We start from the raw sequence: 26,800 nt of genomic DNA on the forward strand, positions 1-26,800 counted from the left end.
GGAAGAGACCTCCGGTTAGTTGCTGCTGTGCACTATCCGGAGGGTTGGATACATGTCTGTTCCCCTGTGGCTGTGGATCGCCACGGTCGGTGGCCTGCTCGCGCTCATCGCGCTGGACCTGGTCATCGTCGATCGCAAGCCGCATGAGGTCACCACCGGCGAAGCCGCCCGGTGGGTCGTCTTCTACATCGCCGTGGCCATCGCGTTCGGCGTCGGCGTCTGGGTCTTCGCCGGGCACGACTACGGTGTCCAGTTCTTCACCGGTTACATCACCGAGTACTCGCTGAGCGTCGACAACCTGTTCATCTTCATGATCATCATGACGTCGTTCAAGGTGCCCGCGATCCACCAGCACCGGGTGCTGCTGATCGGCATCCTGCTCGCGCTCGCCATGCGCAGCGTGTTCATCGCCGTGGGTGCCGCGCTGATCGCGCAGTTCGTCTGGGTCTTCTTCCTCTTCGGCGCCGTCCTCGTCTGGACCGCGATCAGCATGGTCCGCAACAAGGACGAAGAAGAGGAATACGAGGAGAACGCGCTCACCCGCTGGGTGCGCAAGCTCTTCCCGGTCACCGACGAGTGGCACGGCCACAAGTCCTTCGTGAAGAAGGACGGCAAGCGCTGGATCACCCCGATGTTCCTGGTGATCGTCGCGATCGGCAGCGCGGACCTGCTGTTCGCCGTCGACTCGATCCCCGCGATCTTCGGTATCACGCAGGAGGCCTTCCTGGTCTTCACCGCCAACGCGTTCGCGCTGATGGGCCTGCGCCAGCTGTACTTCCTGCTCGGTGGCCTCGTCACCAAGCTGGTGTACCTGTCCTACGGCCTCGCGGTGATCCTCGCCTTCATCGGCGCCAAGCTGTTCCTGCACGCGCTGCACGAGTACCACGTCGTCCCCGACTGGCTGGACATCAACAACTGGGTCTCCCTGGGCGTCATCGTGGTGGTCCTGACCGTGACGACGGTGGCCAGCCTCGCGAAGGCGAAGAAGCTGGAAGCCGCTGAGCGGGAATCTTCGATCAGTAGTTAGACCTGCTAAGGATCGGGTACCGTCGGGCCCGTGCGTCCCGTTGACATCGAAGCCCTGACGGTCCCCGGCATCCTCGCGCTGCGCGGCGACCTGCTGCTCACCGCGGTGAGTAGGCCTGATCTGAAGTCGAACAGCTACCGCGGAGCCCTGCGCAGGGTCGATCCGGGTGGCGGCGGAGAGAGCGCCTGGACCCACGGGACCAAAGACTCCGCCCCCGCCATCTCGCCGGACGGCCGATGGGTCGCGTTCCTCCGGACGGGCGAAGGCTCCGGGCGCGCGGCCAAGCCACAGGTGCACGTGATGCCCGCGGCCGGCGGCGACGCGAAGGGGATCACCGATCTGCCTCTCGGCGCGGGCGCCCCGGTCTGGGGACCCGATTCCCGGCGAATCGCGTTCGTCGCCCGCGTGCCCGAGCCGGGCCGCTACGGCACCGAGAACGCGGACGGTGAAACGCCGGAGCCGGGTGAGGAAGCGCCGCGGCACATCACGAACCTCTTCTACCGCGTCGACGACGTGGGTTTCCTCAACGACCGTCCACAGCGTCTGTTCGTCGTGGACGCGGTCGCCGCGCTGGGCGAGGAGTCGCCTGCCGAGCTCACGCCCCTGACCGACGACCGGGCCGACGTCGACCATCCCTCGTGGACGGCCGACGGTGAGCAGGTCCTGTTCACCGGTCCGCGTGACTGGGCCGCCGAGGACACCGTCCGTACGGATGTCTACGCCGTGCCCTCGGGCGGTGGCGAACCCCGGCTTCTGGTCCGGACCCTGGGCACCGCGGACCGGCCGGTCGTCGCTCCGGACGGTTCGATCCTGTTCTACGGCAACGAATTCCCCGGTCTGGAGGACGTCGCCCGCAACACCGGCCTCTGGCAGGCGCCGTGGCCCTCCGGTGACGAGCCCTCGTCCCCGCGCCGGCTGACCGACGTCGAGACGGTGGACTGCGACAACGCCGCCGGCGCTCCGGTCGTCGTCGGCGACGAGGTCCTAGTCGTGGTCAGTACTCGCGGTGCCGCCGAGCTGCGTGCCGTTCCCCTCGACGCCGAACTGGCCGAACTGAAGTCGCTGCGCCACCTGATGGGGGAGCGCGCCGCGGTGAAGTCGTTCGCCGTCGACGGCGAACGGATCGTCGCGGTGGTCGGGACACCCGAGAGTTCCGGTGACGTCGTGCTGCTCGCGGACGGGGAGCCGCACGTCCTCACCGACTACTCGAAGGCGTTGCGGGACACCGGGATCCTGCCGCTGGAGGAACTGAACGCGACCGCTCCGGACGGCTACCCGGTCCACGGCTGGGTCGTCCGGCCCGCCGGAGACGGCCCGCATCCCGTGGTCCTGATGGTCCACGGTGGACCGTTCGCGGCGTACGAATGGAAGGTCTTCGACGAGGCGCAGGTGCTCGCCGCCGCGGGATACGCCGTCGTCCTCGGCAACCCGCGCGGTTCCGCCGGCTACGGCGAAAGCCACGGCCGGAGCATCGTCCACGGCCTCGGCACCGTGGACGCGGACGATCTGCTGGCACTGCTGGACGAAGCGCTCGAGCTGCCGAATCTGGACGGCGACCGGGTCGGCGTGATGGGCGGTTCGTACGGCGGCTTCATGACCAGCTGGCTCGCCGCGCACCACGGCGGCCGGTTCCGCGCCGCGTGGAGCGAGCGCGCCGTCAACGCCTGGGACTCGTTCGTCGGCAGTTCCGACATCGGCTGGTTCTTCGCCGGGGGTTACGCCGGTGACGACGTCGAAGAGCAGCGCAAGCGCAGCCCGCTGACGTACGCGGGGAAGATCGACATCCCGTTCATGGTCGCGCACTCCGAGCAGGACTGGCGTTGCCCGCTGGAGCAGGCGCAGCGGATGTACGTGGCACTGCAGCAGAACGGCGTCGCGGCCGAATTCCTGCTGTTCCCCGGGGAGGGGCACGAACTCACGCGTTCCGGGCTGCCGCGGCACCGGGTGCAGCGGTTCGACGCCGTACTGGAGTGGTGGGGCCGCCACCTCTGAACCTCGTGAGTGGTAAGGACGGTTCTAACCGTCCTTACCACTCACGAGCGTCGGAGCTCAGCTGAGCAGCGTGTAGTTCAGTTCTTCGCACACCCGGCCCAGCGGGACGTCGAGCCCCGGATGGTCCAGCGGGAGCAGCACGTCCGGCGCGACCGGCAGCGAGTTCCCGGCGGGCGGGTCCCACAGCGCGAGCGCGGGGCCGCCGGAGTCCATGGACGACCGGTACCAGACGCCGTCGAGGTCGCCGAAGGCGGCGCGGATGGCGCGGGCCCAGGCCTGGGTGATCTTCTTCGGGCCGCTGGAGATCTCCTGCGAGGCGCCGACCCGGGTCGGCCAGAGGCCGGCGAGGTCGAGCAGCCGCAGCGTCCGGGTCGGCCGGACGACGACCAGGCGCGGGCCGCGGGACTTGCGGTCGACCGTCGACGTGGTCTGGAAGACCTCCGCGATGCTGGTGCGCACGGTGAGACCGAAGTACAGGACGCCGTTCCCGGGGTCGGTGACCGGGCGACCGCCGCGACCGGGGGTCTGCGGGTCGAACCGGCCGTGCGGGAGCGGGCCGCTGTAGCGGAACGAGTTCCACTGCTGGGGGTGATTGCCGTGCGCGGTGAAGATCCTGACCAGCCTGGTGCCGGGGTGCACCGTCACCACGTCGTTGGTGCGGTGCAGCTCCTTGACCAGGACAGAGCGTGCGGGCGGCAGGGGGAGCCGGGCCATACCTCGGGAGTCGTCCGTCCTTGTCGGGTGATCTTGCTCGGTGGGGTCAGCCTACGGCCTACCCCCGACTGGAATTTTCCGTCGTCGGGCAAGGATCTCAGAACGGCGAGCCCAGGGTGGCCACCAGTCTCGCGACGTGCTCGGGGTCGCCACCGGAGAGGAGCCATTGGCGCGGGGTGGCGGGATGCTCGTTGATCACCAGATCGGTCTGCGGGGTGCTCATGAACGCGGCGACGACAAGCGCGGGCTGGTCCTCGGGGACGGCGCGCAGTACGACCTCCAGGCCGGGTAGCACCCCGGAACCGGCGAACTGCCAGGCGGGCAGCCGCCAGCCCTGGTCCTTCCAGCCGGTGAGCCTGCCCTCCTTGAGGCGGTGCCGGATCCGGCTGTCGTCCACGCCCAGTGCCTTCGCCGCTTCCAGCACGCTCAGCGCGGAATCGGCGAGTACGGCGTGCGCGGCGACCGTGCGGGCGCGGAAGTCCGGCTCGTCTTCACCCCGGGGGGAGAGGTCCAGCCCGACGTCGGTGAGCGCGGCCCGCTGGTCCGCCGAGAAATAGTGCGACGGATCGGGGTTCGGTGGGGTCAGTCTCCGCGCCGCGTCCTCGACGAGGTTCAGGAACTCGTTGGCGTCGACCTTCAGGCCCGCCTTGGCGAGAACGTTCTCGAGCGCTATGGACATGCGCCTAGGGTAACGCGTCTGTGCGGGTTCGTGCGGTCTCATCTCGATTTCGTGGGGGAATTCACCAGAGATGAACACAGAGTGCACGGAATCAAACACGCGCAGTAGGCAATATCGCCATAGTCTGCCCGGATCGGGCGAGCTTGTCCAGGATTTCGGCTTGACACGTGGTAAACAGGAACTTACCGTCCGAACGGTAAACGATTTCTTCCCACCGCTTCGGAGAACCCGGCTGGTGTGGGGCCGGCTTGGGGGAACAAGGGGGTGGGGCGTTCCTGGGCGGCCGGTGCGAGCCGGTCGCCCAGGCACGTCGTGCACCGGGATCTCCGGGTGTCAGTCGCGTCGTGAGCTCCGGCGCACGATCAGCTTCGCCTGAAGTGTGGTCGTCGTGGCCTTGCGCGTGCTGTCGCTGATCCGCGCGAGCAGCAGCTCGGCGGCGACCCTGCCCACCTCGTTCGCGGGCTGGGCGACCACCGTCAGCGGCGGGTCGATCAGCGTCGTCCACGGCGCGTCGTCGAACGACACGATCCCCACGTCCTGTCCCGATCGCAGACCGCGCGCGGCCAAGGCCTCCAGGACGCCGATCGTCATCGTGCTGTTGCCGACCAGCAGCGCGTCCGGCGGCTCCGGCTCGTCGAGCAGGCTGAGCGCGGCGAGCCTGCCGCCCTCGGCGCGGAATTCCGCCCGCCGGGTGAGCGCGTTCTCCTCGCCGACGGCATCCGTGTAGCCGGCCAGCCGGTCTTCCGCCGTGCGTACCCCGGGCGGTCCGCTGACGCAGGCGACCCGCCGGTATCCGCCGTCGAGAAGGTGCTGGGTGGCGTCGCGGGCGGCGAGCCGGGTGTCGACCAGCACCTGGTCGCCGGTGTTCTTCAGCAGCGGCCGGTCGACGGCGACCACGGGGGTGCCGCGTTCGGTCAGCCGGTCGACGTTGGTGGCCCGGCCGGTGGGGGAGAGCACCACGCCGGCGACCCGTTCCTGGAGCGCGACGTCTATGTAGCGCCGCTCCTTCTCCTCGTTGTCGTCGGCGTTGCACAGCACCACCGAATAGCCCGCGGTCTGCGCGATGTCCTCCACGCCGCGGGCGATCGCGGTGAAGAAGGGGTTCTCCACGTCGGAGATGATGAGCGCGAGTACCGCGGTCTCCTGACGGCGCAGATTCCTCGCGAGCCCGTTCGGGTGGTATCCCAATTCGGCCGCGGCGGCCTGCACCCGTGCCGCGAGCACCGGGTCCACAGTGGACTTCCCGTTGAGCGTTCTCGACACGGTCGCCGTCGAAACCCCGGCCTTCGCCGCCACGTCGTTGATGGTGGCCACCGTGACCTCCCCTTCCGCAGGTGTGTTGACACCCTCGCACGGGAAGAATAGCTTGACCGACAATCGTTACCATCCGCTGATCGCGCTACTCGCGCGGAGGAGTTCGGAGGCGTCGTGCGGGAACCGGGCCTGGTGCTCGGCGTCGACATCGGCACCTCGAGTTCCAAAGGTGTCCTCGTCGATTCCCGGGGCGCCGTGGTGGCACGGGCATCCCGCCCGCACGACACTTCCCGGCCGCATCCCGGCTGGTTCGAGCACGACGCGGAAACCGTGTGGTGGCAGGACTTCGTGGCGCTGGCAAGGGAACTCGCCGGGGATCATCCCATCATCGGAGTGTCGGTCAGCGGGATCGGGCCGGTGCTGTTGCCCGCCGACGGTTCCGGGAGACCCCTGCGTCCGGCGATCCTTTACGGTGTCGACACCCGCGCATACGACGAAATCCGGGAATTGAATCGGCAATTCGGCGAAGAATCCATTGTGGAACGAGGCGGGAGCGCGCTCGGCTCACAGGCCGTGGGACCGAAATGGCGCTGGCTGGCCAAGAACGAGCCGGATGTCTTCGAGCGGGCGAAGCTCTTCCTGATGGCGAGTTCGTTCCTCGTGCTGCGACTGACCGGCGAATACGTCCTCGATCATCATTCGGCGAGCCAGTGCGATCCGATGTACGACCTGCGCGAGGCCCGCTGGGCGCCGGACCGCGTCGCCGCGATCGCTCCCGGCATCGAGTTGCCGAGGCTCGCGTGGCCGACCGAGGTGGTCGGCTCGGTGACCGCCGAAGCGGCCGCGGAAACCGGCCTGCCGCAAGGGATTCCGGTCACGGCGGGGACGGTGGACGCCTGGGCCGAGGCGACCAGCGTCGGGGTGACCGCGCCCAGGGACACCATGCTCATGTACGGCACCACGATGTTCCTGATCCAGATGCTCGCCGATCCCCGCCCCGGGCGGGGGCTGTGGACGACCCGCGGTGCCTTTCCCGGCAGCTATTCGCTGGCCGCGGGGATGGCCACGTCCGGCGCCATCACCGAGTGGCTGCGGGATCTCGTCGGCGGCGAATTCGGGGAATTGGCCGCGGCCGCGGCCGAGGTCCCGGCGGGCAGCCGCGGTCTGCTGATGCTGCCGTACTTCGCGGGAGAACGGACACCGGTGCCGGATCCGGACGCGAGAGGGATCATCGCCGGGCTCACCACTTCCCACGATCGTGCCGATCTGTACCGCGCGGCGCTGGAAGGCACGGCGTACGGCGTGCGGCACAACCTCGAAGCCATGCGGGAGGCCGGTGGCGGTACCGGCCGGATCGTCGCCGTCGGTGGCGGGACGCAGGGCGGGGTGTGGACTCGGATCGTCAGCGACGTCGCGCGGATCGACCAGGAGATCCCCGCGGAGACCATCGGTGCCGCGTTCGGAGATGCCGTTCTCGCCTCGGTCGCCCTGGGAAGGGAACCGGATATCGAAGCCTGGAACCCCGTCGCCGAAATCGTCCGCCCCGGCGCGGACGCCGACGTCTACGACGAGTTCTATCCGCACTACCGTGACCTGTACCGGTCCACTGTGGACATCGCTCACTTCCTGGCGCGGAAGAACTCGCTCGCTTTCATGCCGGAGAGCTCCCGGCAATCCCGGCTCAGATGAGCCTGATCGGCGTAACCCGCCGAAAACGCCAGCGAGGCGAGATCCGTCGCCGTACTCGCGAGGCCGACGGCGCGCTGGAACCGGGCGACCCGCAGGTACGTGGCCGGGCCGTAGCCGACCGCGAAGGTGAACCGCCTCCGCAACTGCCGCTCCCCGATGGTGAACCGCTTCAGCGCGGCGGAAACCCGGGGCACGCCGCGGTCCAGCCTGGCGATGAGCTCCGAAACCTCCCGGTCGGCTCGTCCGGCTCCGCGCCGCTCGACGACGTCGGCCAGCGAAGCGGCGCCGGAGAGCACGCGCTCGGCCAGCAGTTCGCCCTCCCTGCCCCAGAGGTCGCCGAGGGGGACACGCTGATCGCGTAACTCGTCGGCGCCCAGGCCCAGGACGTCACCCGCTCTGCCGGGGGCGAACCGCACGCCTCGCGCCTGCTCGCCGGTCTCCCAGGTCCAGGGCGCCGTGTCCGGCCCGGCTATGAAGACCTCGCCGCCGCTCTCCACCAGATCCACGCAGCCGTCGGGCACGATCCGCTTCGGCGCCGTGCCCGTGTCCTCCCACAGGCAGCGCACCACCCCGGCCGGCCCGCCGGGCGCCTTCGTCTCCCGATACACGCTTGCCATGATGCCCCCGGCCTACGACAGAATCGGGCCGTGTCCGTAGCAGAGATCGATTCACTGGCCTGGATCCACGTCCGCGACCGCCGTCTGCTGTCGGTGCGGACCGAGGGGAAGGCCAAGTTCTACCTGCCTGGAGGCAAGCGCGAACCCGGCGAGGGCGACGTCGCCGGGCTGTGCCGGGAGATCAGGGAGGAACTCGGCATCGAGCTCGACCCGCCGAGCTTCCGCTTCTTCGCGGTGCTGAACGAGCAAGCCGATGGTTACGCGGACGGCCGCCGCGTCCGCATGACCTGTTACACCGCCGACCATCGCGGGGAACCCGCGCCCGGGCGCGAGATCGCGGAGTCCGCCTGGCTGTCGTCGGCCGACGCGCACCTCTGCCCGCCGGCGGGCAGGCGGATGCTCGGGATGCTCGCCGATGCGGGTCTCGTCGACTAGTCGGTGTCCTGTAAGTCCGCGCGTGCCACTCACGACCCTGGTGACCGGAGGCGAAGGGGCCTTTCACCGCATCAGACGCGGCGAAGGGAGCCTTCGGCCCACCGCCGGCTCCGCCCGCGACAGGACTTGCAGGGCGTCGACTGGGCCGGATCACTCAAAGTGAGCTGTTCGGCTCACTCTGCTTACGCCGATCGCCCCATGACCAGCGACTCCCCGCTCACTGGGACACCCAAAAGGGTGAATATCGGGTTTCTTCCCGATAACGGCTAACGCGGAGTCACCTTCGTGCGAGAAGTAGTCGACGCACTCGACGGAAGTGCGCTCGGACGAGAGAAGACCTCTCCATGGGTGTTCCCACCGCGACCCCTCCGGCATCGGCGCCGGAACAGGGTGCCCCCGGCAGGCTGAAGCCGCTGGGGACCGTCGTGGTCGTGCTGGGTGTGATGGCCGTCGCCGTCACCCTGACCAGTTACGTGCTGCCGAAGGCCTCCAGGCCCGTGCAGAGCCCGCCCGCGCCGCAGGTCGAACAAGCGGCGGCCGCCGTGCGCACCGTGATCCACTCCGTCGTCTACGAGCTTTCCGGCGCGGAGGGCGCCCAGAACGTCACCTACGTCGCGCAGGGTTCGGAACTCATGCAGAAGACCGAAGTGACGGTGCCGTGGAGCACCGCCTTCGAGCGCACGAGCCAGGAAGGCCGCGACGAGTTCTACAGCCTGTCCGCGCAGGGTTCGGGTAGCGGCGCGCTGCGGTGCCGGATCCTCGTCGACGGTGAGGTCGTCAGCGACCGCACCGCCCCCGCCGCGGGCGCGCCGGTGACCTGCACGGCCTAGGCGGTGTCCGGCAAGTCGTGTTCGCGGTCTCCGCGCCCAGGCGGCCCCTGACGGCACGGGCGGATGCGGCCGAGTACGACCCGGTACGAGGCCGATCCGCCCGCACCGCCGGGAACCACCTGGATCACGAAGCCCATCGAACAGACTTACAGGACACCGCCTAGGGCAGGATCATCCGGGTGACGGATGGTGCGATCGCGTTCGGCCCGGTGCTCGCGGTGGTCTTGGCCGTGCTGGCGATCTTCGGCGCGGCGGTGGTGCAGTTCGGGCGGCTGGGGCAGGGCAAGGCGGTGCTGTTCGCGGCCGGACGCGCCGTCGTGCAACTCGCCGCCGTGTCGCTGGTGATCGTCGGGATCCTGAGATCCGGCTGGCTGACCGGCGGTTTCGTGCTGCTGATGTTCACGATCGCGGCGGTCACCTCGGCGCGCCGGATCGGGGTGGCGAAGGACCTGGTGTGGGTCGCGCTCGCCATCGCGTCCGGTGTGGTGCCGGTGCTGACGCTCGTGCTCGCGACCGGGGTGGTCCCGTGGCGGCCGATCGCGATCGTGCCGATCGCCGGGATCGTCATCGGCGGCGCGATGTCCGCGACCTCGCAGGCGGCGCGGCGGGCGCTGGACGAACTCGTTTCCCGCCACGGCGAATACGAAGCCGCGCTGGCACTGGGTTTCCTGCCCCGCCCGGCCGCGCTGGAGATCTGCCGCCCCTCGGCTGGGCACGCGCTGATCCCCGCCCTCGACCAGACCCGGACGGTCGGCCTGGTGACCTTGCCCGGCGCCTACGTCGGTGTCCTCCTCGGTGGCGCCGGGCCGGTGCAGGCCGGCGTGACCCAGGTGCTCGTGCTCATCGGGCTGCTGGCCGCCGAGGCGGTCGCGGTCCTGGTCGTCGTGCACCTGGTCGCGGCGGGCCGGATCAGCCGAAAGGCGACTGAAGATGCGACGTGTCGTTGAACCGCCGCACCATCCAGTCTTCGCCCGACACCACCAGATGCGAGATCGAGCCGTTGTCCGCGCCCAGGAACGCGAACCGGTTCTTCGCGCCGCTCGCCTGCGCGAAGACCTCGCCGATGACACCGCCGTGGGTGAACACGGCGATCCTCCGGTCCGGGTTGGCCGCCGCCAGCCTGCCGATGGCCGCCCTGATCCGGCCGCCGAACGAGTCCATCGTCTCCGCGCCGGGAATGACGTCCCAGCGCTGTTCGCGCCACAGCTGTTCGACGATCGGGTGGCCTTCGTAGGTGTAGCGCCGGAAGAGCCCGTTCTCCCAGTCGCCGAGGTGGATCTCCCTCAGGTCCGGCTCGACCTCCGGCGTGAGCCCGAGCTTCGCCGCCAAAGGCGCCGCGGTCTGCGGCGTCCGGCGCAGTGTCGTCACGTACAGCGCGGAGATCCGCTCGTCCGCCAGACGGCGCCCCACCCGCTCGGCGTGATCCCTGCCTTCCGGCGCGAGGTCCGGATCGGCCTGCCCGTCGACGAGGTCGAACGGCGCGCTGCCCTTCGCCGGGGCCGATTCGCCGTGGCGGACAAGGAAGATCTCGGTGGCGCCGGGCGGAGGTGAGAACCGGTGCTGGCGGTATTCGACTTCCTGCTCAGGGGTGCTCATGGGCGCGACGATACCGACTCACCCCAGCTGTTTGTCCACGAAACACCAGCGCCAGGTCTCGCCGGGTTCGTGGCTGCGCATCACCGGGTGCAGGGTGTCGTGGAAGTGCTCGGTCGCGTGCTTGCCCGGTGAGGAGTCGCAGCAGGCGACGTTCCCGCATTTGACGCATTCGCGCAGATGCACCCAGGTCATCCCGTTCTCGACGCAGACGGCGCAGACATCAGGGGAGCTGGGTTCGACCGCGGGCCACTCCTTGGTGAGATGCTTGCAGGATCCCGCCGTCGCGGCGGGGGTGCGCAGTTCCCGATCGGAGTCCGGCACGGTCTCCTCCTCCCTGTCCAGCATGGATTCCTCGATGTCGAGGCGGTCGAGGATCCGGCGCAGGACATCATCATCGGCCATGCCGGAGTCTCGCGCCTCCAGGAACTTCTCCCGCTCGACTTCGAGCAGCCGCAGCCTCAGCCGCCGATACGCGTCGCTCGGTGTCTCGGACAGCGCACTCTGCCTGCCGAGTTCCTCCCATGCCGAGTCCGACCGGTGCTGGAGCCGGCTGCGCAGGCGTTCGACGATGTCGTCGGGGTCCTCGGGCGTCCGGATCTTCTCCAGCTCGTCGAGCGCGGCCCTGGTCATATCGTGGAGCACGGCCGCTTCCTGCAACGCGTCCTCGGCCGGGTCGGGCGGCGGCAGTTTCAGGCGGCGGACCAGCACGGGCAGCGTCGTCCCGTGCAGCAGCAGCGTTCCCGCCACCACGACGAACGCGACCAGCACCAGTACGGCACGCTGAGGGGTGTCCGCCGGCAGCACGAACGCCGCCGCGAGCGTGACGACCCCGCGCATCCCCGCCCACGCGATGACCGCCGAATACCGCCACGGCCAGGCGTGACGGCGGAACACCCGCCGCGCCAGCCCGATGCCCGCCATCCAGACGATCCGGGTGACGATGGTCGCGGCCAGCGTGGCGGCGCAGATCAGGACCAGTTCCAGCGCGGTCAGCCCGCTGTCGCCGACCTCGGTCATGATCCGGCGGACCTGCAGGCCGATCAACAGGAAGACGATGTTCTCCAGCAGGAACTGGATGGTCTGCCAGTTCAGCCTGCTGGCCAGCCGGGAGCGGCCCGAAAGCATGCTCGGCGCCTTGTGCCCGAGGATCAGCCCCGCGACGACCACGGCGATCACGCCGGAACCGTGGATCGCCTCGGCGGCGAGGTAGGCGACGAACGGGACCACCAGCGAAAGCGCGGTGTCGGTGACCGGATCTTCGAGGCGGGTGCGGATCAGCGCGGCGAGTGCGCCGACGGCGAACCCGATCACCAGCCCGCCGCCCGCGGCCAGCAGGAAATCCCCGCCGACCTGCAGCAGGCTCACCGACCCGGCGATGGCCGCGATGGCGGTCCGCAACGCGACCAGCGCGGCCGCGTCGTTGAACAGGCTTTCGCCCTCCAACAGCCGGGTCAGCTTGCGCGGCATCCCGACCTTGCGGGCGACGGCGGTGGCCGCGACCGCGTCCGGCGGCGCGACCACCGCGCCGATCGCGAGCCCGGCGGCCAGCGGCAGGCCGGGGATCACCAGCCACGCCACGACCCCGACCACGGCCGTGGTGAAGATGACGAGCCCCACCGACAGCAGCAAGATCGGCCCGCGGTTGCGGCGGAAGTCGATGAGCGACGTGCGGATCGCGGTGGCGTACAGCAGCGGGGGCAGCAGCCCCAGCAGCACGACCTCGGGGTCCAGTTCGTATTCCGGGACGCCCGGCACGTACGAGGCGACGACCCCGACCGCGATCAGGCACAGGGGCGCCGACCAGTCGAGTTTCCGCGCCGCGGCGGTGACCAGGAGGACGGCCACCACCAGTGCCACTAGTTCTACCGCGATCTCCACGCCGCTCATCATCACCCGGGGGCCTCGGTGCGCGCGCACCGAGGCCGGGCTACCGCTCCTCGAACCGCACCAGATTGCCCGCCGGGTCGCGGAAAGAGCAGTCGAAGGCGCCGTAGGACTGCTTCATCGGTTCTTGGACGACGTCCGCGCCGGCCGCCTGGATCCGGTCGAACGTGCCGATCAGGTCCGGGGTGGACAGCACGATGATCCCATGGACGCCCTTGGCCATCAGTTCGGCGATCGTGGCGCGTTCCTCGTCGGTGATCTCCGGATCGGCGGCGGGCGGGTGGAGCACGAGCGACGTCTCCGGCTGCCCCGGCGGGCCGACCGTGGCCTGGAGCGGGCCCCGGTCGCGCACCTCGAAGCCCAGGATGTCGCGATAGAAGGAAAGGGAAGCCTCGAGATCGTCCGCGGGGAGGTAGGACGCCTGAATCGAGAGGGTCATACGCCTCAAGGTAGGTCGGCGCGCGGAGGTGCCGCTTCTCGATTCCTGATCGGTCGCATGACCTGTTTGACGACGCAGCCGGGCATGCCGCGGCCGTCTTCCGCCGCCTGTTTGCGATATGCGCTCGGCGAGATGCCGACCAGCTCGGAGAAGCGAGTGCTGAACGTGCCCAGTGACGAGAAACCGACGTCGAAGCACACTTCGGTGACCGACATGTCTCCGCGCCGCAGCAGCATCATGGCCCGCTCGATCCGGCGGGTCATCAGGTAGCTGTACGGCGATTCGCCGTACGCGGCCCGGAATTCGCGGCTGAGGTGACCGGCGGAGACGTGCACGCCGCGGGCCAGCGCTTCGACGTCCAAAGGCTGCGCGTAGTCACGATCGATCCGGTCGCGGACACGGCGCAGCATCGCCAGGTCCCGCAGGCGCGGGTCGGGTTTGCCGGTCACCCGGAAAGCGTAACCCACGCCAGCATGGGAGAGGCCCCCTTCGCCGGGTGGCGAAGGGGGCCTCGGGCGACTCCCGCGCTAAAGGGTGATCTTGTCGATGTTGGGGCCGCCGTTCGCCGTGGTGGCGACCGCCTTGATCTTGTTCACTCCCGCCGCCAGCGTGACCTTGACGGTTCTGGTCGTCCAGTTCGGCCAGGCCCCGGTGCCGCCGAAGCCGACCCCGGACGCGCTGATCGAGCCGTTGACGGAGAAGTCCAGCGGCCGGTTCGCCGTCGTCCCGTTGGCGTAGCGGACGACCACGTCATAGGTGCCCGCGGCCGGTACGTTCACCGTCCACTCGACCGAGCTGCCCGCGACGTTGTCGTAGTTGACGAATCCGGTGCCGGTGAACCCGGCGTGGTTCGACTCCACCGCGCCCTGGACGATCGTGGCGTCCTCGGCCTGGTAGTCGACCGGGTCGGCCGGTCCGGAGCCGTCGGCGGGAACGGTCTGCGTGCCGGTGTTCCAGCCCGAGACGCGGACCGAAGGCTTGGAGCCCTTGAGATCGGCGGTGCGGTACTTCGCGGTCAGCGTGGTCGTTTCGCCCGGCCACAGGCTCACCGCGTTGTCGTTCCACTCCACCGGCAGCACCGGCTTGCCCGCGGCGTCCACGACCTTCGAGTCGACGTAGAACGCCGGGAGCTTGCCGCCCGAGGTGTTCTTCAGCGTCACGGTGGTCGTGGTGGTGCCGTCGCCGGCGGCGACCGACTTCGCCGTCGCGCTGACCGCGGACTGCCCGAGGTTCTTCAGCCCGGTCAGGTCGGCGTAACCCGACTGGGGCGTGTAGTACCAGTCGCTGCCGGCCCAGTTCAGCGTGTCGGCCTTGGTGGAGAGCCAGTACACGTTCCGGCTGACCTCCTTGCCGGACGAGTCGGTGAGCACCAGCTTCGCCAGGTAGGTGTTCGACAGCCCGCTCACCGCCGGGACGGTGACCGCGGTGGCCTTGGCACCCAGCGCGCCGACCGACAGCCCGGTCTTGGTGTTGCTGTACTTCTCGGTGCCGTCGAGGTTGTACAGCTTCGTGGTCGCCGTCAGCCCGCTCACCGCGTTCGACGTCTGGTTGATCACCACGACCGACCGGTTGTCGTGCGAGTACTGGATGTGCAGCGGCTCGTTGGCCTTCTTCGCCCCGTAGTAGGCACCGTTCTGGTCCATGTAGGCGTCGAACAGCTGCCAATGCAGCGAGGTCCACGGGCTGTTGAGCATCCAGTAGATCAACCCGGTCGACGGGTTGGTCGAGTCGGTGTAGTTACGCGAGTGCGACTCGAACTCCGCGCGGACGTTCTCGTACTGCGCGAGCTGCGCCTTCCGCACGAAGTCGTTCAGGTCGGCCGGCGCGCCGTAGCGCTTGGTGAGCGCGTTGGCGAACAGCTTCAGGTTCGCGAACGTCGTCGACGAAGAACGGTGGTACTGGGGTGCGGACGGGTCCTTCCACATCGTTTCCAGCTCACTGTCCGACATCATCCGCTTCAACGTGTCCATCGTCGGGATGTCGACGCCCGCGCTGGTCTCGGAGTTGAAGCTCCACGCGCCGCCGCGGTCCTTCTGCGACTTGTCGTACCAGTAGACGGGCGGGACGTAGTCGTACGGGCCGTTCATCTTCATGCCGGAAGCGCCCGTGATCGGGGACGGACGCTTCGACGCCGACGGGATCACCGGGAGGGTGAAGTCGGCGGCCTTCATCGCGTCGAGGTAGCCCTGCTCGATCCGCCGGTCCGGCGCGAAGTCGCTGCCGATGTGGAAGGAGATCACGCTCGGGTGGTCACGCAGGCGCTCGGCCTCGGAGAACATCGACGCCTTGGCGATCGGGTAGTCCGACTCGACCCAGGGCTCGCCCTTCTCCTCACCGTTGACGTGTCCTTCCCATTTGTCGCAGCATTCCCAGCCGGGCATGGTGAGCACGCCGAGGTCGTCGGCGAGGTCGAAGAATTCGTCCGGCTCGATGTGGCCTTCCAGCCGGACCGTGTTGAGCCCGAGGTTCAGCACGTACTTGAGCTTGTCGGCCGCCGCGGTCTCGTTCCAGCGCAGGAACAGGTCCGGCGTGTAGCCGCCACCCCTGATCAGCAACGGTTTGCCGTTGACGCTGTACTGCCGCCCGCCGCTGGAGTTCAGCGGCGCCTTGACGTCGCGGACACCGAACTTCGACTTCGAAGTGTCGGACGGCGTGCCGCCGGCGCTCGCGGTCAGGTCGAGCTCGTACCGGTGCTGACCGCCCATTCCGGCCGGCCACCAGAGGTTGGGCTTGTCGAGGCCGACCACGCCGAAGGTGACCGTTTTGCGTTCCTTGGCGGCCAGCGAGACCGTCTGGGTGATCGGCTTGCCCGCGACCGTGCCGGCGACGGTGGCCTGTACGGCGTTCGCCGAGTCGTTGCGGACGTCGGCCTTGACCGTCAGGTCGGCGTGGTCCAGTGAGGAGTTCAGCTTCTGGACCACGTGGGCGCTGCGCAGTGCGACCGGGCCACTGCGGCGGACGAGGACGTCGCGCACGATGCCCATGTTCTGGTCCGGCGGGGTCTGCGCCCAGTCGATCCAGCCCATCGAGAGGTCGTTGTTGGGGTCGTTGGGGTAGACCTTGAACGCGACGCTGTTGACGCCCTGGCGCACGTGCGCGGTGATGTCCAGGTCGTGGCGGGTGTAGGCGCCGTTGACCTGGTCCTTCGTCGCGATCTTTGTGCCGTTGACCCAGACATCGGCCTTGGAGAGCACGCCGCTGAAGTCGAGGTAGGTGCGCTTCGAGGTGTCGTCGACGTTCAGGTCCGTGCGGTACCACCACGGCACCGAGAACTGGGCGGTCGGGACGTTCTTCATGTTCGTCGAGTAGAACGGGTCGGCGTACTTGCCGTTCTGCAACAAGCCGGCGTAGACCGTCGAGCGTGACGACACCGGGTACCAGCCGGCGGTGGGGAAGCCAGGCTTCGACACCGCCGAATCGTCACTGACCTGTGCCGAGGACTGGATCACGTAGCCGGGGATCGGGGTGGCGTTGCCCGCGGCGGCGCCGACGGACAGCGGCGCGGCCACTTCCGCGCCGGTGGCGGCGGGAGCGGTGGTCACCCCGCAGACCGCGGCGGCCAGCGCGGTGACGGTCATGGCCAGTAAGGGGATCCGGGTTCTCTTCTGCCGAAAACTCACGAGCGCGCCTCCTCGGGCACACGGCGGCGGACCTAGGCGAAATCGTTAAGAAAGTTCCCTAACAATGTTGGGGGAGATAGTAGCCGCCACTTCCCGTGGAGAACAGACCCTTGCACGGGGTTCGTCAGCTGACGGGCGCCACGTAGCTCCACTGCCCGTCGACGCGGACGAAGCGGCTGTTCTCGTGCATGCTGTCCACCCGGCGATCCTGCCGGTAGTGGGCCCGGAACTCCACAGTGCCCTCGTTCTCCAGCAGTCCGCCGCCGGTCTTGCCGAGGATCTCCAGGAACGTCCAACGTTGCCCTGGATCGAGCTCGAGATCGGCGGGCCTGGTCTTCGGATGCCAGGTCTTGGTGAGGTACTCGGTGTCGCCGACGGCGAACGCGCTGAACCGCGACCGCATCAGGAGTTCCGCGGTCGGCGCGGCCGCGGCCCCCCGATGGAAGCGGCCGCAGCACGCGCCGTAGGGCTCGCCCAGGCCGCAGGGGCAACGGGATTCGTCGGTGATCACAGGCACGTCGCAGATTGTGTCATCGCGCCGCCGCGGTGATCTCGAGGTCTCGTGCCTGCTTGAGCCACCCGGTGAACAAGGCGGCATCGATGTCCTCGACCGAACGCAGCTTGACGTGCGCCATCTCTCGCGCGCTCGCCTCCAGCCTGCCGGACTCGTCGTCGACGAGCTGCCCCTTCCACAGGGCGAAGGTGACGTACGACGAGTAGGCCTTCATGAGGCAGACGAGGTTCTTCCCGACGGCTTCGCCGGCGCTCCAGGTCGGGGAGGCGTGGTACATCGCCTCGATGGAGCCCGGCAGGGCGGCGTTGACGATCGGGCGCAACGCGGTGGCGACTTCGCGCAGGTTCTCGGGCAGGGCGGCGATGTAGTCGTCGACGTTCGCGAACTTGGCCATGGCTCGTACTCCTTCGGGCGGTGTGGTGTACAGCCAACCGTCCGAAGGGTGAAGTTGTCAAGACAAAAAAATTAGTCGGTGCGTTTGAATGTCTGACCTCGTGTTTCCAGTGCTTCGCGGATGATGCGGAGCGCTTTGGGGCCGACGCCGTGCAGGCTCGCGAGTTCGGCTTCGGTGGCGCGGGTGAAGTGCTCCAGCCGCGTGTAGCCGGCTGCGGTGAAGGCACGCGTCGCCGGGTTGCCGATGCCGGGCGGCAGGTCGGTCTGATCGTTCATGGGTGTCCTCTCAGGTCGTGTCCGGCCTGGTCGCCTCCATTGTGGACCGCTGATGCGGGGTCAAGGTGCGGGAAACTCGACGGCGACGTCGACGGCGGTCTCCAGCGTCGCCTCGCTCGGTCGTCCTGAGGCTGGGGCGGACTCCGCGATCACGACCAGCTTCTTGGCCAGACGGGAGTCGTAATTCTTGCCGGTGAACCGGCTCCCGGGCGGTGCCTCGCCGAAGAGCACGACGTTGCCGGTGCCGTCCTTGTCGACAAGGCGTTTCAGATCGCTAGCCTCGCTCGCCCTCGGCATCTGCACCCACGCGACGGACACGGCGATGGTGTTCCCGGCGCCGTCGTCGACGGTGACCATCATGCGATCGAGATCCACGCAAGGATGACGCAGGAAGAAACGCTGGACTTCGCCGAAGGAATGCGGTCCGCAGTTGAGTTCCCGCCTGGCGGTCTTCTTCAGCTGGCGCCAGCCCAGGCGTTGCCAGGTTTCGGAATGGCGGCCCTTCTGTGCGGATTTCTTGCTGGAGCTTTTGCCTTTGAGGGCTTGGCTCGCGGCGGAATCCAGGGAGGCGGCAGTGCCTCCGCCAATGCCGTTGGTGGCGGCGACGACCACTCCTGCCGTGGCCATCGCGCCCACGCCGTACTTGTATTTGATCCAACGGCCGTCCGGGCCGCGTGGTTGATTCACCATGCTGCGCTCCGTCCCCTCCCAAGTCCGGAACGGCCGATCTTGCTCCGGGTTTTGCGAAGGAATCGAGAACTCTTGCGCTAATACGCCCGAACGGCGCAATCGGTCTTCGGGTTTACGCCGGTACTGAACAGGTTTCAGGGGTGATAAAGGGTTCGTGGCCAGCGAGAAGGGCCCGTCGCCGGTGTGGCTGGTGGGCTTCTCGGGTTCAGCGGGTGGCGGGGGTGTTGCGCGGGGTTGTCGGCGCGGGTCTCGGTGTTGCGGCGGGTGAACTCCGGTGGTCCGTGGGGGTCAGTCGGAATTCGGTGCCAGCGGCGGCGACCCTCATGTCGCGTCCTGTGGCGGGGCCGGGTGTGGGTCTGGTGTGGAGCGGCGGTCACGCTGCTGTCAGGCACGCCCTTGCGGTCCCTCGCCGCTCGCGACCCTCGCGGCCGAGTGGACGCATGCCGAGGGGCCCGTCGCCGGTGTGGCTGGCGTACTTCTCGCGTTCAGCGGTGGTGGAGGGTGTTGCGGCGGGGTGAACTCCGGTGGTCCGTCGGGTCAGCCGGATTTCGGTGCCAACAGCGGCAACCCTCAAGTTCCGTCCGTGTGGCAGGGCCGGGGTGTCGGTCTGGTGCGGTGCCGCGGTCCTGTGCGGAGCTACTGTCAGGCACGCCCAGCAGTCCTTCGTCACTCACGACCCTCCGACGGAGTGGACACATGCCGAGGGGCCCGTCGCCGGGTGGCTGGCGGGCTCCTCGGGGTTCAGACGTGATGCAGGGTGTTGCGGCGGGGATGTCGGAGCGGATCCCGGTATTGGGGTGGGATGAACTCCGGTAACCCGTCGGCCGCCATCCGTACTTCCCAGTCACCGTGATGGATCAGGCGGTGATGGAACCCGCACAGCAGCACCAGATTCCGAAGATCCGTGGGTCCGCCGTCTGCCCAGTGATGGATGTGGTGAGCGTGGCAATTCTTGGGTTTCCGGTGACAGCCGGGGAAGGCGCAGCCGCCGTCGCGGATGTTCAGTGCCCGGCGTTGGCCTGGTGTGACGAAGCGTCTGAGTCGTCCGACGTCGAGGGGTTCGCCGGCGGCGCTCAGCACGACCGGCAGCATCAGGCAGTCGCAGGCAGCGAGCCGGGCTTCCCTCGCGGTCATCGTCCCGACGAAATCCAAGCACGCGGTCCCGAGACCCGACTTCAACTCCTCAAGCCCGATAGTGACGTTCACGAGGGTGCGATACCCGCTGGTGCCGGGCTGGTCCGGGCAGGCGATCGCCAGGTCGAGAAGGTCGACCCAGGCGTCACCCATGCGCTCGCATTTCATCCGAAGATCCGCCTGGCCGAACTCGTCCACCGGCCGCGGTTGCGCGTAGGCCTCCAGCGCGGCGGCGGTGCGGGCACCGGTCTCGTCATCCAGGAGACCGGTCAGCTTCCAGAACCCGTCCTTGCGGCGCTCCAGGGTGATCTCCCGGCGCGGCTCCTTCGGTTCAGGCTCTTTCGGCTCGTTCCCGTCGGGGTCCAGCAAGGCGAGCAGGTTCGCTTCAGCGTCCGCCAACTGGCGGGGACCAGCGTCGCGAGCGAGGGTGGCGAGAATCTTCTCCGCATTCGCCCGATCCTCCACCGAGATCTCGGCCGGAAGCCTCTTCAGAATCTCCAGGATCTGATCGATCCGCTCATCACCGACCAACCCCTCGGCCGCCACCGCAGCGGTCGTGGGCAGCGCGGCCGGAACCTCGCTGCCATCCAACGCACGGGACGGGTTCAACGCGATGGCCCGCATCACCACCGCACCCGCCTCACCGACCGACAACCCCGCCACATCCGCGAACCATGCAGCCGTACGGCCATACCCGTACAAGTCCTTGACACCCCGAGACTCGACCTCCGCCAGGTACCGCCCCAAACCGGCGGTGGCCATCCTGATCACCCGCAAAGACTGCTGCACGCCATGGGCAAGCTCCAGCTTGCCAGCGCGCCACAACTCCTGCGGCAACTCGGGAAGGAAGGTCTCGGACACCCCTCAATAATACACGAACAAATAGAACATGTGTTCGTAATTTTAAGCGACGAGCGAAACGCGCGAACAACACTGAAGGGTGATTCGGCCTCGCGCAGCGACCACGTAAAGAAAGCGTGGCGCAATTAGCCGACTAAATGCGGGCCAGGCGACGAAGTGAGTAGCCACGCCGGCACAAAAGGCCGTCGCCTGGCACCGGAACCACGACCACCGGAACCACGACCACCGGAACCACGACCACAGGAACCACGACGACAGTGGAACTGACCCGCTTCGAGGTCCTGTCCGACACCGTGGACGAACTGCTCCAGGCCCGACCCGCCCGCCGACTTCCAGGCCGACCGGGAAGCGTTCCTCGACGCCCAACTGATCCGGGACTTCGCCGCGTCGCGGGAGGAGGGCGAACCTGCCGGGGATCAAGGTCTTCGTCGCGCCCACACCGAAGACCACCGGGCATTGCCCACATACCGGGACAGGAAATATCCTCGCCGCCGTCCCGTTGACCTGGAGGAACGAGCAAGGTCACGGAAGGGGATCGGCGATGAGCACAAGCCTGGACACGTTCACGCGGGATTGGCAGGGCTGGAAGACCCAGCGCGAGCGTGATCTCGCCGATCCGCTCGGCTGGCTCGCCCTGGTCTCGCTCGATTGGCTCGAGGGCAAGCCGCGCGCGTACGACGGGCTTCCCGGCCTGTGGTGGCAGGACGCCGACGCGGCGTATCTCGATCCTCAGGGCGCGGATCTCTCGCACGATGGCGAACGGATCACCGGTGTCCGTCGCTTCGAGCTGGTCAACAGCGGTGCGACGACCAGGGTCGTCGCCGGCGACATCGAGATCGAGGTGGCGCGCCGCGGCGGATACCTGATCCGGACGCACGACCCGAAGGCCTCGGTGCTGAACGCTTTCCGCGGTGTCCCGGCGTACGAGCCCGACTCGGCCTGGGTGCTGTCCGGGGCCTTCGAGCCCTTCGACGAGCCACGGCCGACCACGGTCGGAGCGGTCGTCGAAGGACTCAGCCACGTCTACGTTTCGCCGGGTGTCGTGCGGTTCGAGTACGACGGCGTGGAGCACACACTCACCGCGTTCAACGGCAAGAAGGACGGCCTGCTCATTCTCTTCACCGACGCCACGAGCGGTGTCACCACCTACGCGGCGAACCGGTCTCTCGCGGTGCCGCCTCCCGAGGAAGACGGTTCGGTCGTCCTTGATTTCACCCGCGCGACGAATCTGCCCTGCGCGTTCACCGATTTCGCCACGTGCCCGCTGCCGCCGGCGGGCAACGACCTGCCGTTCGCGGTGGAAGCGGGGGAGAAGCTGCCTTACGAGCGGCAGGGCTGAACAGTCGCGAGCGCCGTCATCGCCTCCTGTTCGCGCCGGGCCAGCTCGGACAGGACGGCGGACGCGCCGTTCAGCGTCTCGGCGTCGCCGGTTTTCCCTGCCTGTGCCACCAATTCCGCGACTTCTGTCCATAGTGGAACGATTTCGCGGTATTTCCCATATGCGGTGCGGAGACCGGCGTCGTCGACGAGTGCTGTGCTTTCTTCGAGGAAGTCTCGGTAGATCCGGCGGAAGAGCGCGCCGCCGGTCCCTGCCCGCTCCATCAGGACGGCGGCCTGCGGAAGGTCGTGCGCCGGATCACTGCTGCGCTCCAGCCATTTCCGCACCTGCGCGGCGGCATTGCCGATCCCGCGATACCCGAGGTTCGCGATGGGCGGATCGAGGAACTCCGCAGCGTTGGCCCGGACGGCCGTGCGGATGGCGTCGGCGAGCGGAACGAGGGGCGTGTCGGCGCCGATGGTGAACGAGCGATTCTTCGCCGCCATCGGGCCCTTCTCCCCGCGAGCACGCTCCAGGCTCTCCAGCGAGGTCGATACGGACCCGCCTTGCTGGCTTGTGTCGACCAGGAAAGCGCGCTCGTCGTCGTAGCCGTACAAGGCGGCGAAGTGTCCTCCGAAGTGGACTTTCGACGTGAAGTACTCCAGGTGGTACGAGTCGAGCTGAAGACCGACCGGCACGTCGGCGTCGATTTCCTCGGCCACGTTCCGCCACGCCGTGCGCGCCGACGTCGTTTCCTTGACGCGCAGGGACAGGCCGAGCCGGTCGCTCAGCTTCCGCGTGATCTCGATGGGCTTGCTGCGGCCTCCGAGGAACGGGAACGGCAGGTTCTTCCCGTCCCAGTAGATGAAGCCCAGTCCTTCGCCGAGCCCGAACAGCATCGGCTCGGAGAGCTCGACCCCGGCGTGCCGCAGGAGGACTTGGAGCGTGCTGGTCTCGCAGTGTTCCCCGCCCGCGGACGCGACCCCCTCGATGATCACGAGGTCACCGGCCAGGCGATTTCGGTGCGGTAGGCCTCGGGCGCGACGCCCGGTCCGGGCGCCACCAGGTACAACTCCTCGGCAGGGCCCGCCGGGAGGCGGTCGCGTTCGGCGATCCAGCGGCCGAGCGATCGGTACGCGGTCTCGACGTCTTCGTAGCCACCTTCGTGGATCGTCGCCACGAGCAGCGCACCGGGAAGCTCGGCGGAGCCGATCTCTCCCTCTTCTCTTACCGGCCCCTCGACCGGGACGAACAGTTCGACGGTCAGCTCGTCGGGGTCGACGGCGAGGTAACGGGCCCCGGGCGGTCCGGACGGCGTGACCCGTTGCCCACCGAGCGCCGCGAACAGCCGGGCGTACGCGGGGCCGATCAGCTCGGCCAGCCCGCTCAGCGGGGTCCGGATCGACAGGCGCGCGATCGGCTGCGGCGCGCGCACACGCTCGTAGACATGCAGCCACCGCGTCGGTTCGGCGAGCACGGAGTCGAGTCCGTCGGTGATCGCCGCGAGCTCCGCGGCCCGTGCCGCCACCCGGTCGTGATGCCGTTTGATCGCGGCCTTCACCTCGTCCGGGTCGCCCGCGTCCAGGATCGCGGCGATCTCCGCCAGCGGCACCTCCAGCTCCCGCAGCCGCCGGATCAGACCGGCGCGGGCGAACTGTTCGAGCGAGTACCGGCGGTACCCGGTGCCGGGATCGATCCTGGCGGGTACCAGCAGCCCGATCCGGTCGTAGTTCCGCAACGCGCGGACCGACAGCCTGGTGGCGTGAGCGAACACGCCGATCGGCATCAGGGTCGTCATGGGACCAGCCTGAACCCTCTCCCGGGGAGAGGGTCAAGCCGGTACCTCACCCCAGTGACAGCCGATCGAGATCCGGGGCGGACGCGTGGTCGTTGTGCAGTTTGATCGTGTTCGCCCCTGCCTTCAGCTCGACCGGCACCGACGTGGTGAGCCGGGTGTTGTTGCCGGCGCCGTCGACCTTCACCTCGATCGGCGTGCCGCCGTTGACCGTGACGAAGTACGAGCGCGGTCCGTTGACGGTGAAGTCGATGTAGAGGGTGTAGCGCCTGGTCTCGGGCATGGTGACGGCGTCGAACCGCACGAACGAGCTCGGGTCACCGCCGATGTTGCGGACCTTCTGCCCACCCGAGCACACCCCGCAGTTCGTGACGCCCGCGTCACCGACGTCGTTCGCCGAGTCTTCGGCCTCCCGCATGAAGACCCGGTCCGCGGGCCGTGGGCTCACCCGGACGGGTTTGCTCACCGATTGAACCCGGCCGAGCAGGTCGAACGACGCGGTGACCGGGATGTCGGCCGCGGTGACACCTTCGGGCGAGAGCAGCGTCCACGAGGCTTCGAGCTCGTTCCCGACCCGCATCGACGCCGTGCTCGCCGGAGCGCCTTGCAAGGTCCAGCCCGCCGGGATGACGGGTGCGAGGCTGACCTGCTTGATCGTGTCGTCGGCGTCGAGCCGCAGTTTCGCGGTCACCTGAAGGGACTGCCGTCCTGGCGCGAGCCATTGGATGCCGCCCGGTTCGACGGTCAGCGTCGTTTTCGGCGTGTAGGACGACGGTGGCAGGGGAGCGAACGCGATCCGGTCGAGGCCCGGCCCCGAGGAGGCGTCGCTGAACACCTTGACGGTGTTGACGCCGGCGTTCAGTTCGACGGGGATCGCCGTCGAGGAGACGACGCCCGGTGTTCCGGCGTCGATCGCGGCTTCGACGGGGATGCCGCCGTTCACACTTACCGCAACCGACGTCGCGGGACCGCCCATGGTGTCGAGCTGAAGCCGGTGGCTTCCGGCTTCGGCGGCCGTCACCTTCGGATAGGTGACCGAGTTGCGCGAGCCGCCACCGAGCCCGGTGACCTGGAACGAGCCGGAGCAGGACGAGCATTGGCCGAGCCGGGCGCGGCCGTCGCGGTCGTTGTGGAAGGACTCCGCCTCCAGCGGGACCTGCGCGCCCAGTACCGAACTCGGGTAGCCGTACGCCACCTTGATCTCATCGATCGCCAACTGCCGGTAGAAGGGTTTCGCCTGCGGCCCGGACCAGGTGTTCAGCACTTCGAGTTTGACGAACCGGGTCTGCCGTTCGCCGAAATCGATGAACTGCACACCGCGGGCGCTCGGCATCGCGCCGGTGCGGATCGGTTTGCCCCAGTTCCTCCCGTCGTCGCTGACGTAGACGCGATAGTCCTTGATCCGCGCCGAGTCCTCCGGCCTGCCGAACGATTCTCGCGCGTGCGTCGGTGACATCTCGCGCTGGTTCACCGCGAGGTAGGTGGCGGTCCGCCGCCTGCCCAGGTCCAAGGTCAGCGAAACCGGTTGCTTGCCGTCGGCATCCCAATAGTTCTCGAAGTTCCCGTCGACCAGGTTCGACGCCGGATGCCCGGCGCGCGAGGACGAAGCGGTCGCCTTGATGGTGCGGGAGTCGAGGAAGTGCCGCTGCCCGGCCGTTTCCACCTTGAACACCGTGTCGTAGGTATCCCAGTCTTTGATGTCCACAATGGTCAGATAGCCGCCGGATTGGCTGAAGCGCAGCGACTTGCCGGTGCGCAGATCGGACACCCCGGTCACCTTGTATCCGTTGTCACGCAAGCGGAGCAGGTCGGTGCGCGGCCGCGTGACCACGTGGAGATATTGCGTTCGCGCGCCCGGTTCGACGGTGATGACACCGTGCGCGCCGTCGTTCCAGAACCCGGGCTGCATGCCGCCGTACAGGTACCCGCCGCCCTCCTTGCCCTGCAGGGAGGACTTGATCGGCGGCACCCAGCTCGCCATGAAGTTGTTGTACGCCTCCTGCTGCGGCGGGAACTTTCCGTTCACCATCGGGGTTTCAGCCATCAGCGATTTCATCGACGAACCCGCGTTGGCGATGTAGCGTCCGGTCGACAACCGGAAGTCGACGGCCTGATCGGTGCCGTCGTACCACCAGCCGCCGTTGGTCGGCAGTTTGTAGTCGGCCTCGGTGAGCCTCGGCATCGGGGTGAAGGCGGCCTGCGGATAGTCGTACGGCGGGGTGATGCCGGTCTTCTGTTCGTTGCTGACGGTGTCCATGATCGGGGTGTCCTCGTTGTTGTTGCTCAGCAACCAGGACGGTCGTTTCTCGCGGATCTGTTCGTAGAGCCGGTTCTTCTCCCAGTAGTCGTTGTCGTTGTCGATCCAGAACCCGGCGAGGTCCGCGTAGCGGTCCATGACCTCGTGGAAGAGGTCGTAACTGTACTCACCGAAGCCGGGACGGGTGGTCAGGTCGACCTGCTTGCCCTTGTAGGCGGAGTACGCGGCGGAATCCAGCGACTCGACCCCGGTCTCCTTGTGCCACTGGGGATCGTCGGTCATGTAGAGAATCGTCCGGACACCCTTCGCGTTGCCCGCCTTGACGAGCTCGCCGAGGAGGTCGCGGCGGGTGGAGCAGCTGCCCGGGATCGCCGAAGGCCACGGACGCGCGTAACCCAGCCTGCTGTGGAAAGTGGCGAGCACGATGTAGGAGGCGCCCAGCTTGCGGGCCTCGTCCACCCAGTAGTCCGCGCTCCAGCCGCCGTCGGTGACGGCGCGTTCCCAAGCGGCGCAATCGGTGTGCCGCGGTGCGGTGAACATGCCCCAATGGAGGAACAGGCCGGCGGTGGCTTCGCGCAGCCACTTCTGCCGGGGATGGTGCACCTCCGCGCTCGCCGCCGTCGTGGTGAGCAGGCTTGCCAGCAGGGCGAGAACTACGGCGAGCCAGGCGGTGCGATGCGCTCGAACTCTCATGACCATCCGCTCTCATCCAAGGCGTGGGTTCCCGAGAGATCCGATGATTGCGGCAGAAATGTCACTGGTCAAGCCCCGATGAGCGGGACATAG

24 protein-coding genes are annotated in these 26,800 nt (G+C 68.2%); 7 read left to right on the top strand and 17 right to left on the bottom strand.

Annotation, left to right across the window (positions count from 1 at the left end; genetic code table 11):
- The first annotated feature begins 52 nt into the window (after nucleotides 1-52).
- Entirely contained in the window at nucleotides 53-1,027 is a 975-nt protein-coding gene (locus BLW75_RS40985; RefSeq protein WP_034324713.1) for a TerC family protein, read from the top strand.
- A gap of 30 nt (nucleotides 1,028-1,057) precedes the next feature.
- Complete coding sequence (locus tag BLW75_RS40990; protein WP_034324711.1) at nucleotides 1,058-3,019, top strand: S9 family peptidase; 1,962 nt, start codon at nucleotides 1,058-1,060, stop codon at nucleotides 3,017-3,019.
- A gap of 57 nt (nucleotides 3,020-3,076) precedes the next feature.
- On the opposite strand, the gene BLW75_RS40995 is transcribed toward BLW75_RS40990, so the two are convergent.
- The 3 genes from BLW75_RS40995 to BLW75_RS41005 form a co-directional block, all read right to left on the bottom strand.
- Entirely contained in the window at nucleotides 3,077-3,733 is a 657-nt protein-coding gene (locus BLW75_RS40995; RefSeq protein ID WP_007028108.1) for an RES family NAD+ phosphorylase, read from the bottom strand.
- 97 nt (nucleotides 3,734-3,830) lie between these two features.
- Entirely contained in the window at nucleotides 3,831-4,412 is a 582-nt protein-coding gene (locus BLW75_RS41000) for a hypothetical protein (RefSeq protein ID WP_034324708.1), read from the bottom strand.
- Between the two features lie 333 nt (nucleotides 4,413-4,745).
- On the bottom strand, nucleotides 4,746-5,726 hold the full coding sequence (locus tag BLW75_RS41005; protein ID WP_034324721.1) for a LacI family DNA-binding transcriptional regulator: 981 nt from the start codon (nucleotides 5,724-5,726) through the stop codon (nucleotides 4,746-4,748).
- Between the two features lie 114 nt (nucleotides 5,727-5,840).
- On the opposite strand from BLW75_RS41005, the gene BLW75_RS41010 reads away from it, so the two are divergent.
- Complete coding sequence (locus BLW75_RS41010; RefSeq protein ID WP_034324706.1) at nucleotides 5,841-7,355, top strand: FGGY-family carbohydrate kinase; 1,515 nt, start codon at nucleotides 5,841-5,843, stop codon at nucleotides 7,353-7,355.
- On the opposite strand, the gene BLW75_RS41015 is transcribed toward BLW75_RS41010, so the two are convergent.
- Entirely contained in the window at nucleotides 7,286-7,972 is a 687-nt protein-coding gene (locus BLW75_RS41015) for a helix-turn-helix domain-containing protein (protein WP_167373575.1), read from the bottom strand. The genes BLW75_RS41010 and BLW75_RS41015 overlap by 70 nt on opposite strands.
- A gap of 30 nt (nucleotides 7,973-8,002) precedes the next feature.
- Between BLW75_RS41015 and BLW75_RS41020 the strand changes: the two genes are divergently transcribed.
- From BLW75_RS41020 to BLW75_RS41030, 3 genes are all read left to right on the top strand, one after another.
- Complete coding sequence (locus tag BLW75_RS41020; RefSeq protein ID WP_091599499.1) at nucleotides 8,003-8,407, top strand: NUDIX hydrolase; 405 nt, start codon at nucleotides 8,003-8,005, stop codon at nucleotides 8,405-8,407.
- A gap of 344 nt (nucleotides 8,408-8,751) precedes the next feature.
- Nucleotides 8,752-9,237: an MmpS family transport accessory protein gene (locus tag BLW75_RS41025; RefSeq protein ID WP_034324701.1), complete on the top strand. Its 486-nt coding sequence runs from the start codon at nucleotides 8,752-8,754 to the stop codon at nucleotides 9,235-9,237.
- Between the two features lie 179 nt (nucleotides 9,238-9,416).
- A complete protein-coding gene (locus BLW75_RS41030; RefSeq protein WP_091599503.1) occupies nucleotides 9,417-10,184 on the top strand; it encodes an ABC transporter permease in 768 nt (255 codons plus the stop codon).
- Here BLW75_RS41030 and BLW75_RS41035 read toward each other — a convergent pair.
- From BLW75_RS41035 to BLW75_RS41080, 10 genes are all read right to left on the bottom strand, one after another.
- The gene (locus BLW75_RS41035; protein WP_034324819.1) at nucleotides 10,147-10,833 is read right to left on the bottom strand and encodes a histidine phosphatase family protein; all 687 of its coding nucleotides are present in this window, start codon (nucleotides 10,831-10,833) and stop codon (nucleotides 10,147-10,149) included. The two genes, BLW75_RS41030 and BLW75_RS41035, sit on opposite strands and share 38 nt — an antisense overlap.
- 18 nt (nucleotides 10,834-10,851) lie before the next feature.
- Nucleotides 10,852-12,720, bottom strand: a complete 1,869-nt coding sequence (locus tag BLW75_RS41040) for a Na+/H+ antiporter (protein ID WP_198935873.1) — start codon at nucleotides 12,718-12,720, stop codon at nucleotides 10,852-10,854.
- Between the two features lie 40 nt (nucleotides 12,721-12,760).
- Nucleotides 12,761-13,156, bottom strand: a complete 396-nt coding sequence (locus BLW75_RS41045) for a VOC family protein (RefSeq protein WP_034324822.1) — start codon at nucleotides 13,154-13,156, stop codon at nucleotides 12,761-12,763.
- 5 nt (nucleotides 13,157-13,161) lie between these two features.
- Nucleotides 13,162-13,566, bottom strand: coding sequence for a helix-turn-helix transcriptional regulator (locus BLW75_RS41050; RefSeq protein WP_198935874.1), 405 nt, complete (start codon nucleotides 13,564-13,566; stop codon nucleotides 13,162-13,164).
- Between the two features lie 117 nt (nucleotides 13,567-13,683).
- Nucleotides 13,684-16,776 carry a glycosyl hydrolase 2 galactose-binding domain-containing protein gene (locus tag BLW75_RS41055; RefSeq protein WP_091599506.1) on the bottom strand — a complete coding sequence of 1,031 codons (3,093 nt, stop codon included), beginning with the start codon at nucleotides 16,774-16,776 and terminating at the stop codon, nucleotides 13,684-13,686.
- Between the two features lie 124 nt (nucleotides 16,777-16,900).
- A complete protein-coding gene (locus tag BLW75_RS41060; RefSeq protein WP_034324826.1) occupies nucleotides 16,901-17,287 on the bottom strand; it encodes a YchJ family protein in 387 nt (128 codons plus the stop codon).
- Nucleotides 17,288-17,306: 19 nt separating this feature from the next.
- A complete protein-coding gene (locus BLW75_RS41065; RefSeq protein WP_034324829.1) occupies nucleotides 17,307-17,684 on the bottom strand; it encodes a DUF1801 domain-containing protein in 378 nt (125 codons plus the stop codon).
- 71 nt (nucleotides 17,685-17,755) lie between these two features.
- On the bottom strand, nucleotides 17,756-17,959 hold the full coding sequence (locus BLW75_RS41070; RefSeq protein WP_034324831.1) for a helix-hairpin-helix domain-containing protein: 204 nt from the start codon (nucleotides 17,957-17,959) through the stop codon (nucleotides 17,756-17,758).
- Nucleotides 17,960-18,019: 60 nt separating this feature from the next.
- Nucleotides 18,020-18,586: a hypothetical protein gene (locus BLW75_RS41075; protein WP_241784230.1), complete on the bottom strand. Its 567-nt coding sequence runs from the start codon at nucleotides 18,584-18,586 to the stop codon at nucleotides 18,020-18,022.
- An 804-nt stretch (nucleotides 18,587-19,390) separates the two neighbouring features.
- Nucleotides 19,391-20,644: an HNH endonuclease signature motif containing protein gene (locus tag BLW75_RS41080; RefSeq protein WP_091599509.1), complete on the bottom strand. Its 1,254-nt coding sequence runs from the start codon at nucleotides 20,642-20,644 to the stop codon at nucleotides 19,391-19,393.
- Between the two features lie 541 nt (nucleotides 20,645-21,185).
- Here BLW75_RS41080 and BLW75_RS41085 point away from each other — a divergent pair.
- Entirely contained in the window at nucleotides 21,186-21,983 is a 798-nt protein-coding gene (locus tag BLW75_RS41085; protein WP_198935831.1) for a DUF1684 domain-containing protein, read from the top strand.
- On the opposite strand, the gene BLW75_RS41090 is transcribed toward BLW75_RS41085, so the two are convergent.
- Genes BLW75_RS41090 through BLW75_RS41100 form a run of 3 tightly spaced genes read right to left on the bottom strand, consistent with a single transcriptional unit; the run spans nucleotide 21,965 to nucleotide 26,713 of the window.
- Nucleotides 21,965-22,960: a BtrH N-terminal domain-containing protein gene (locus BLW75_RS41090; RefSeq protein WP_034321488.1), complete on the bottom strand. Its 996-nt coding sequence runs from the start codon at nucleotides 22,958-22,960 to the stop codon at nucleotides 21,965-21,967. The two genes, BLW75_RS41085 and BLW75_RS41090, sit on opposite strands and share 19 nt — an antisense overlap.
- Nucleotides 22,957-23,760 carry a MerR family transcriptional regulator gene (locus BLW75_RS41095; RefSeq protein WP_034321491.1) on the bottom strand — a complete coding sequence of 268 codons (804 nt, stop codon included), beginning with the start codon at nucleotides 23,758-23,760 and terminating at the stop codon, nucleotides 22,957-22,959. The genes BLW75_RS41090 and BLW75_RS41095 overlap by 4 nt, the downstream gene beginning before the upstream one ends.
- Before the next feature lie 46 nt (nucleotides 23,761-23,806).
- Nucleotides 23,807-26,713 (bottom strand): discoidin domain-containing protein, encoded by a 2,907-nt coding sequence (locus BLW75_RS41100; protein WP_034321493.1) that lies wholly within the window; start codon nucleotides 26,711-26,713, stop codon nucleotides 23,807-23,809.
- Nucleotides 26,714-26,800: the final 87 nt, after the last annotated feature.

This window comes from Amycolatopsis lurida, assembly GCF_900105055.1.
GTDB classification, from domain to species: domain Bacteria; phylum Actinomycetota; class Actinomycetes; order Mycobacteriales; family Pseudonocardiaceae; genus Amycolatopsis; species Amycolatopsis lurida.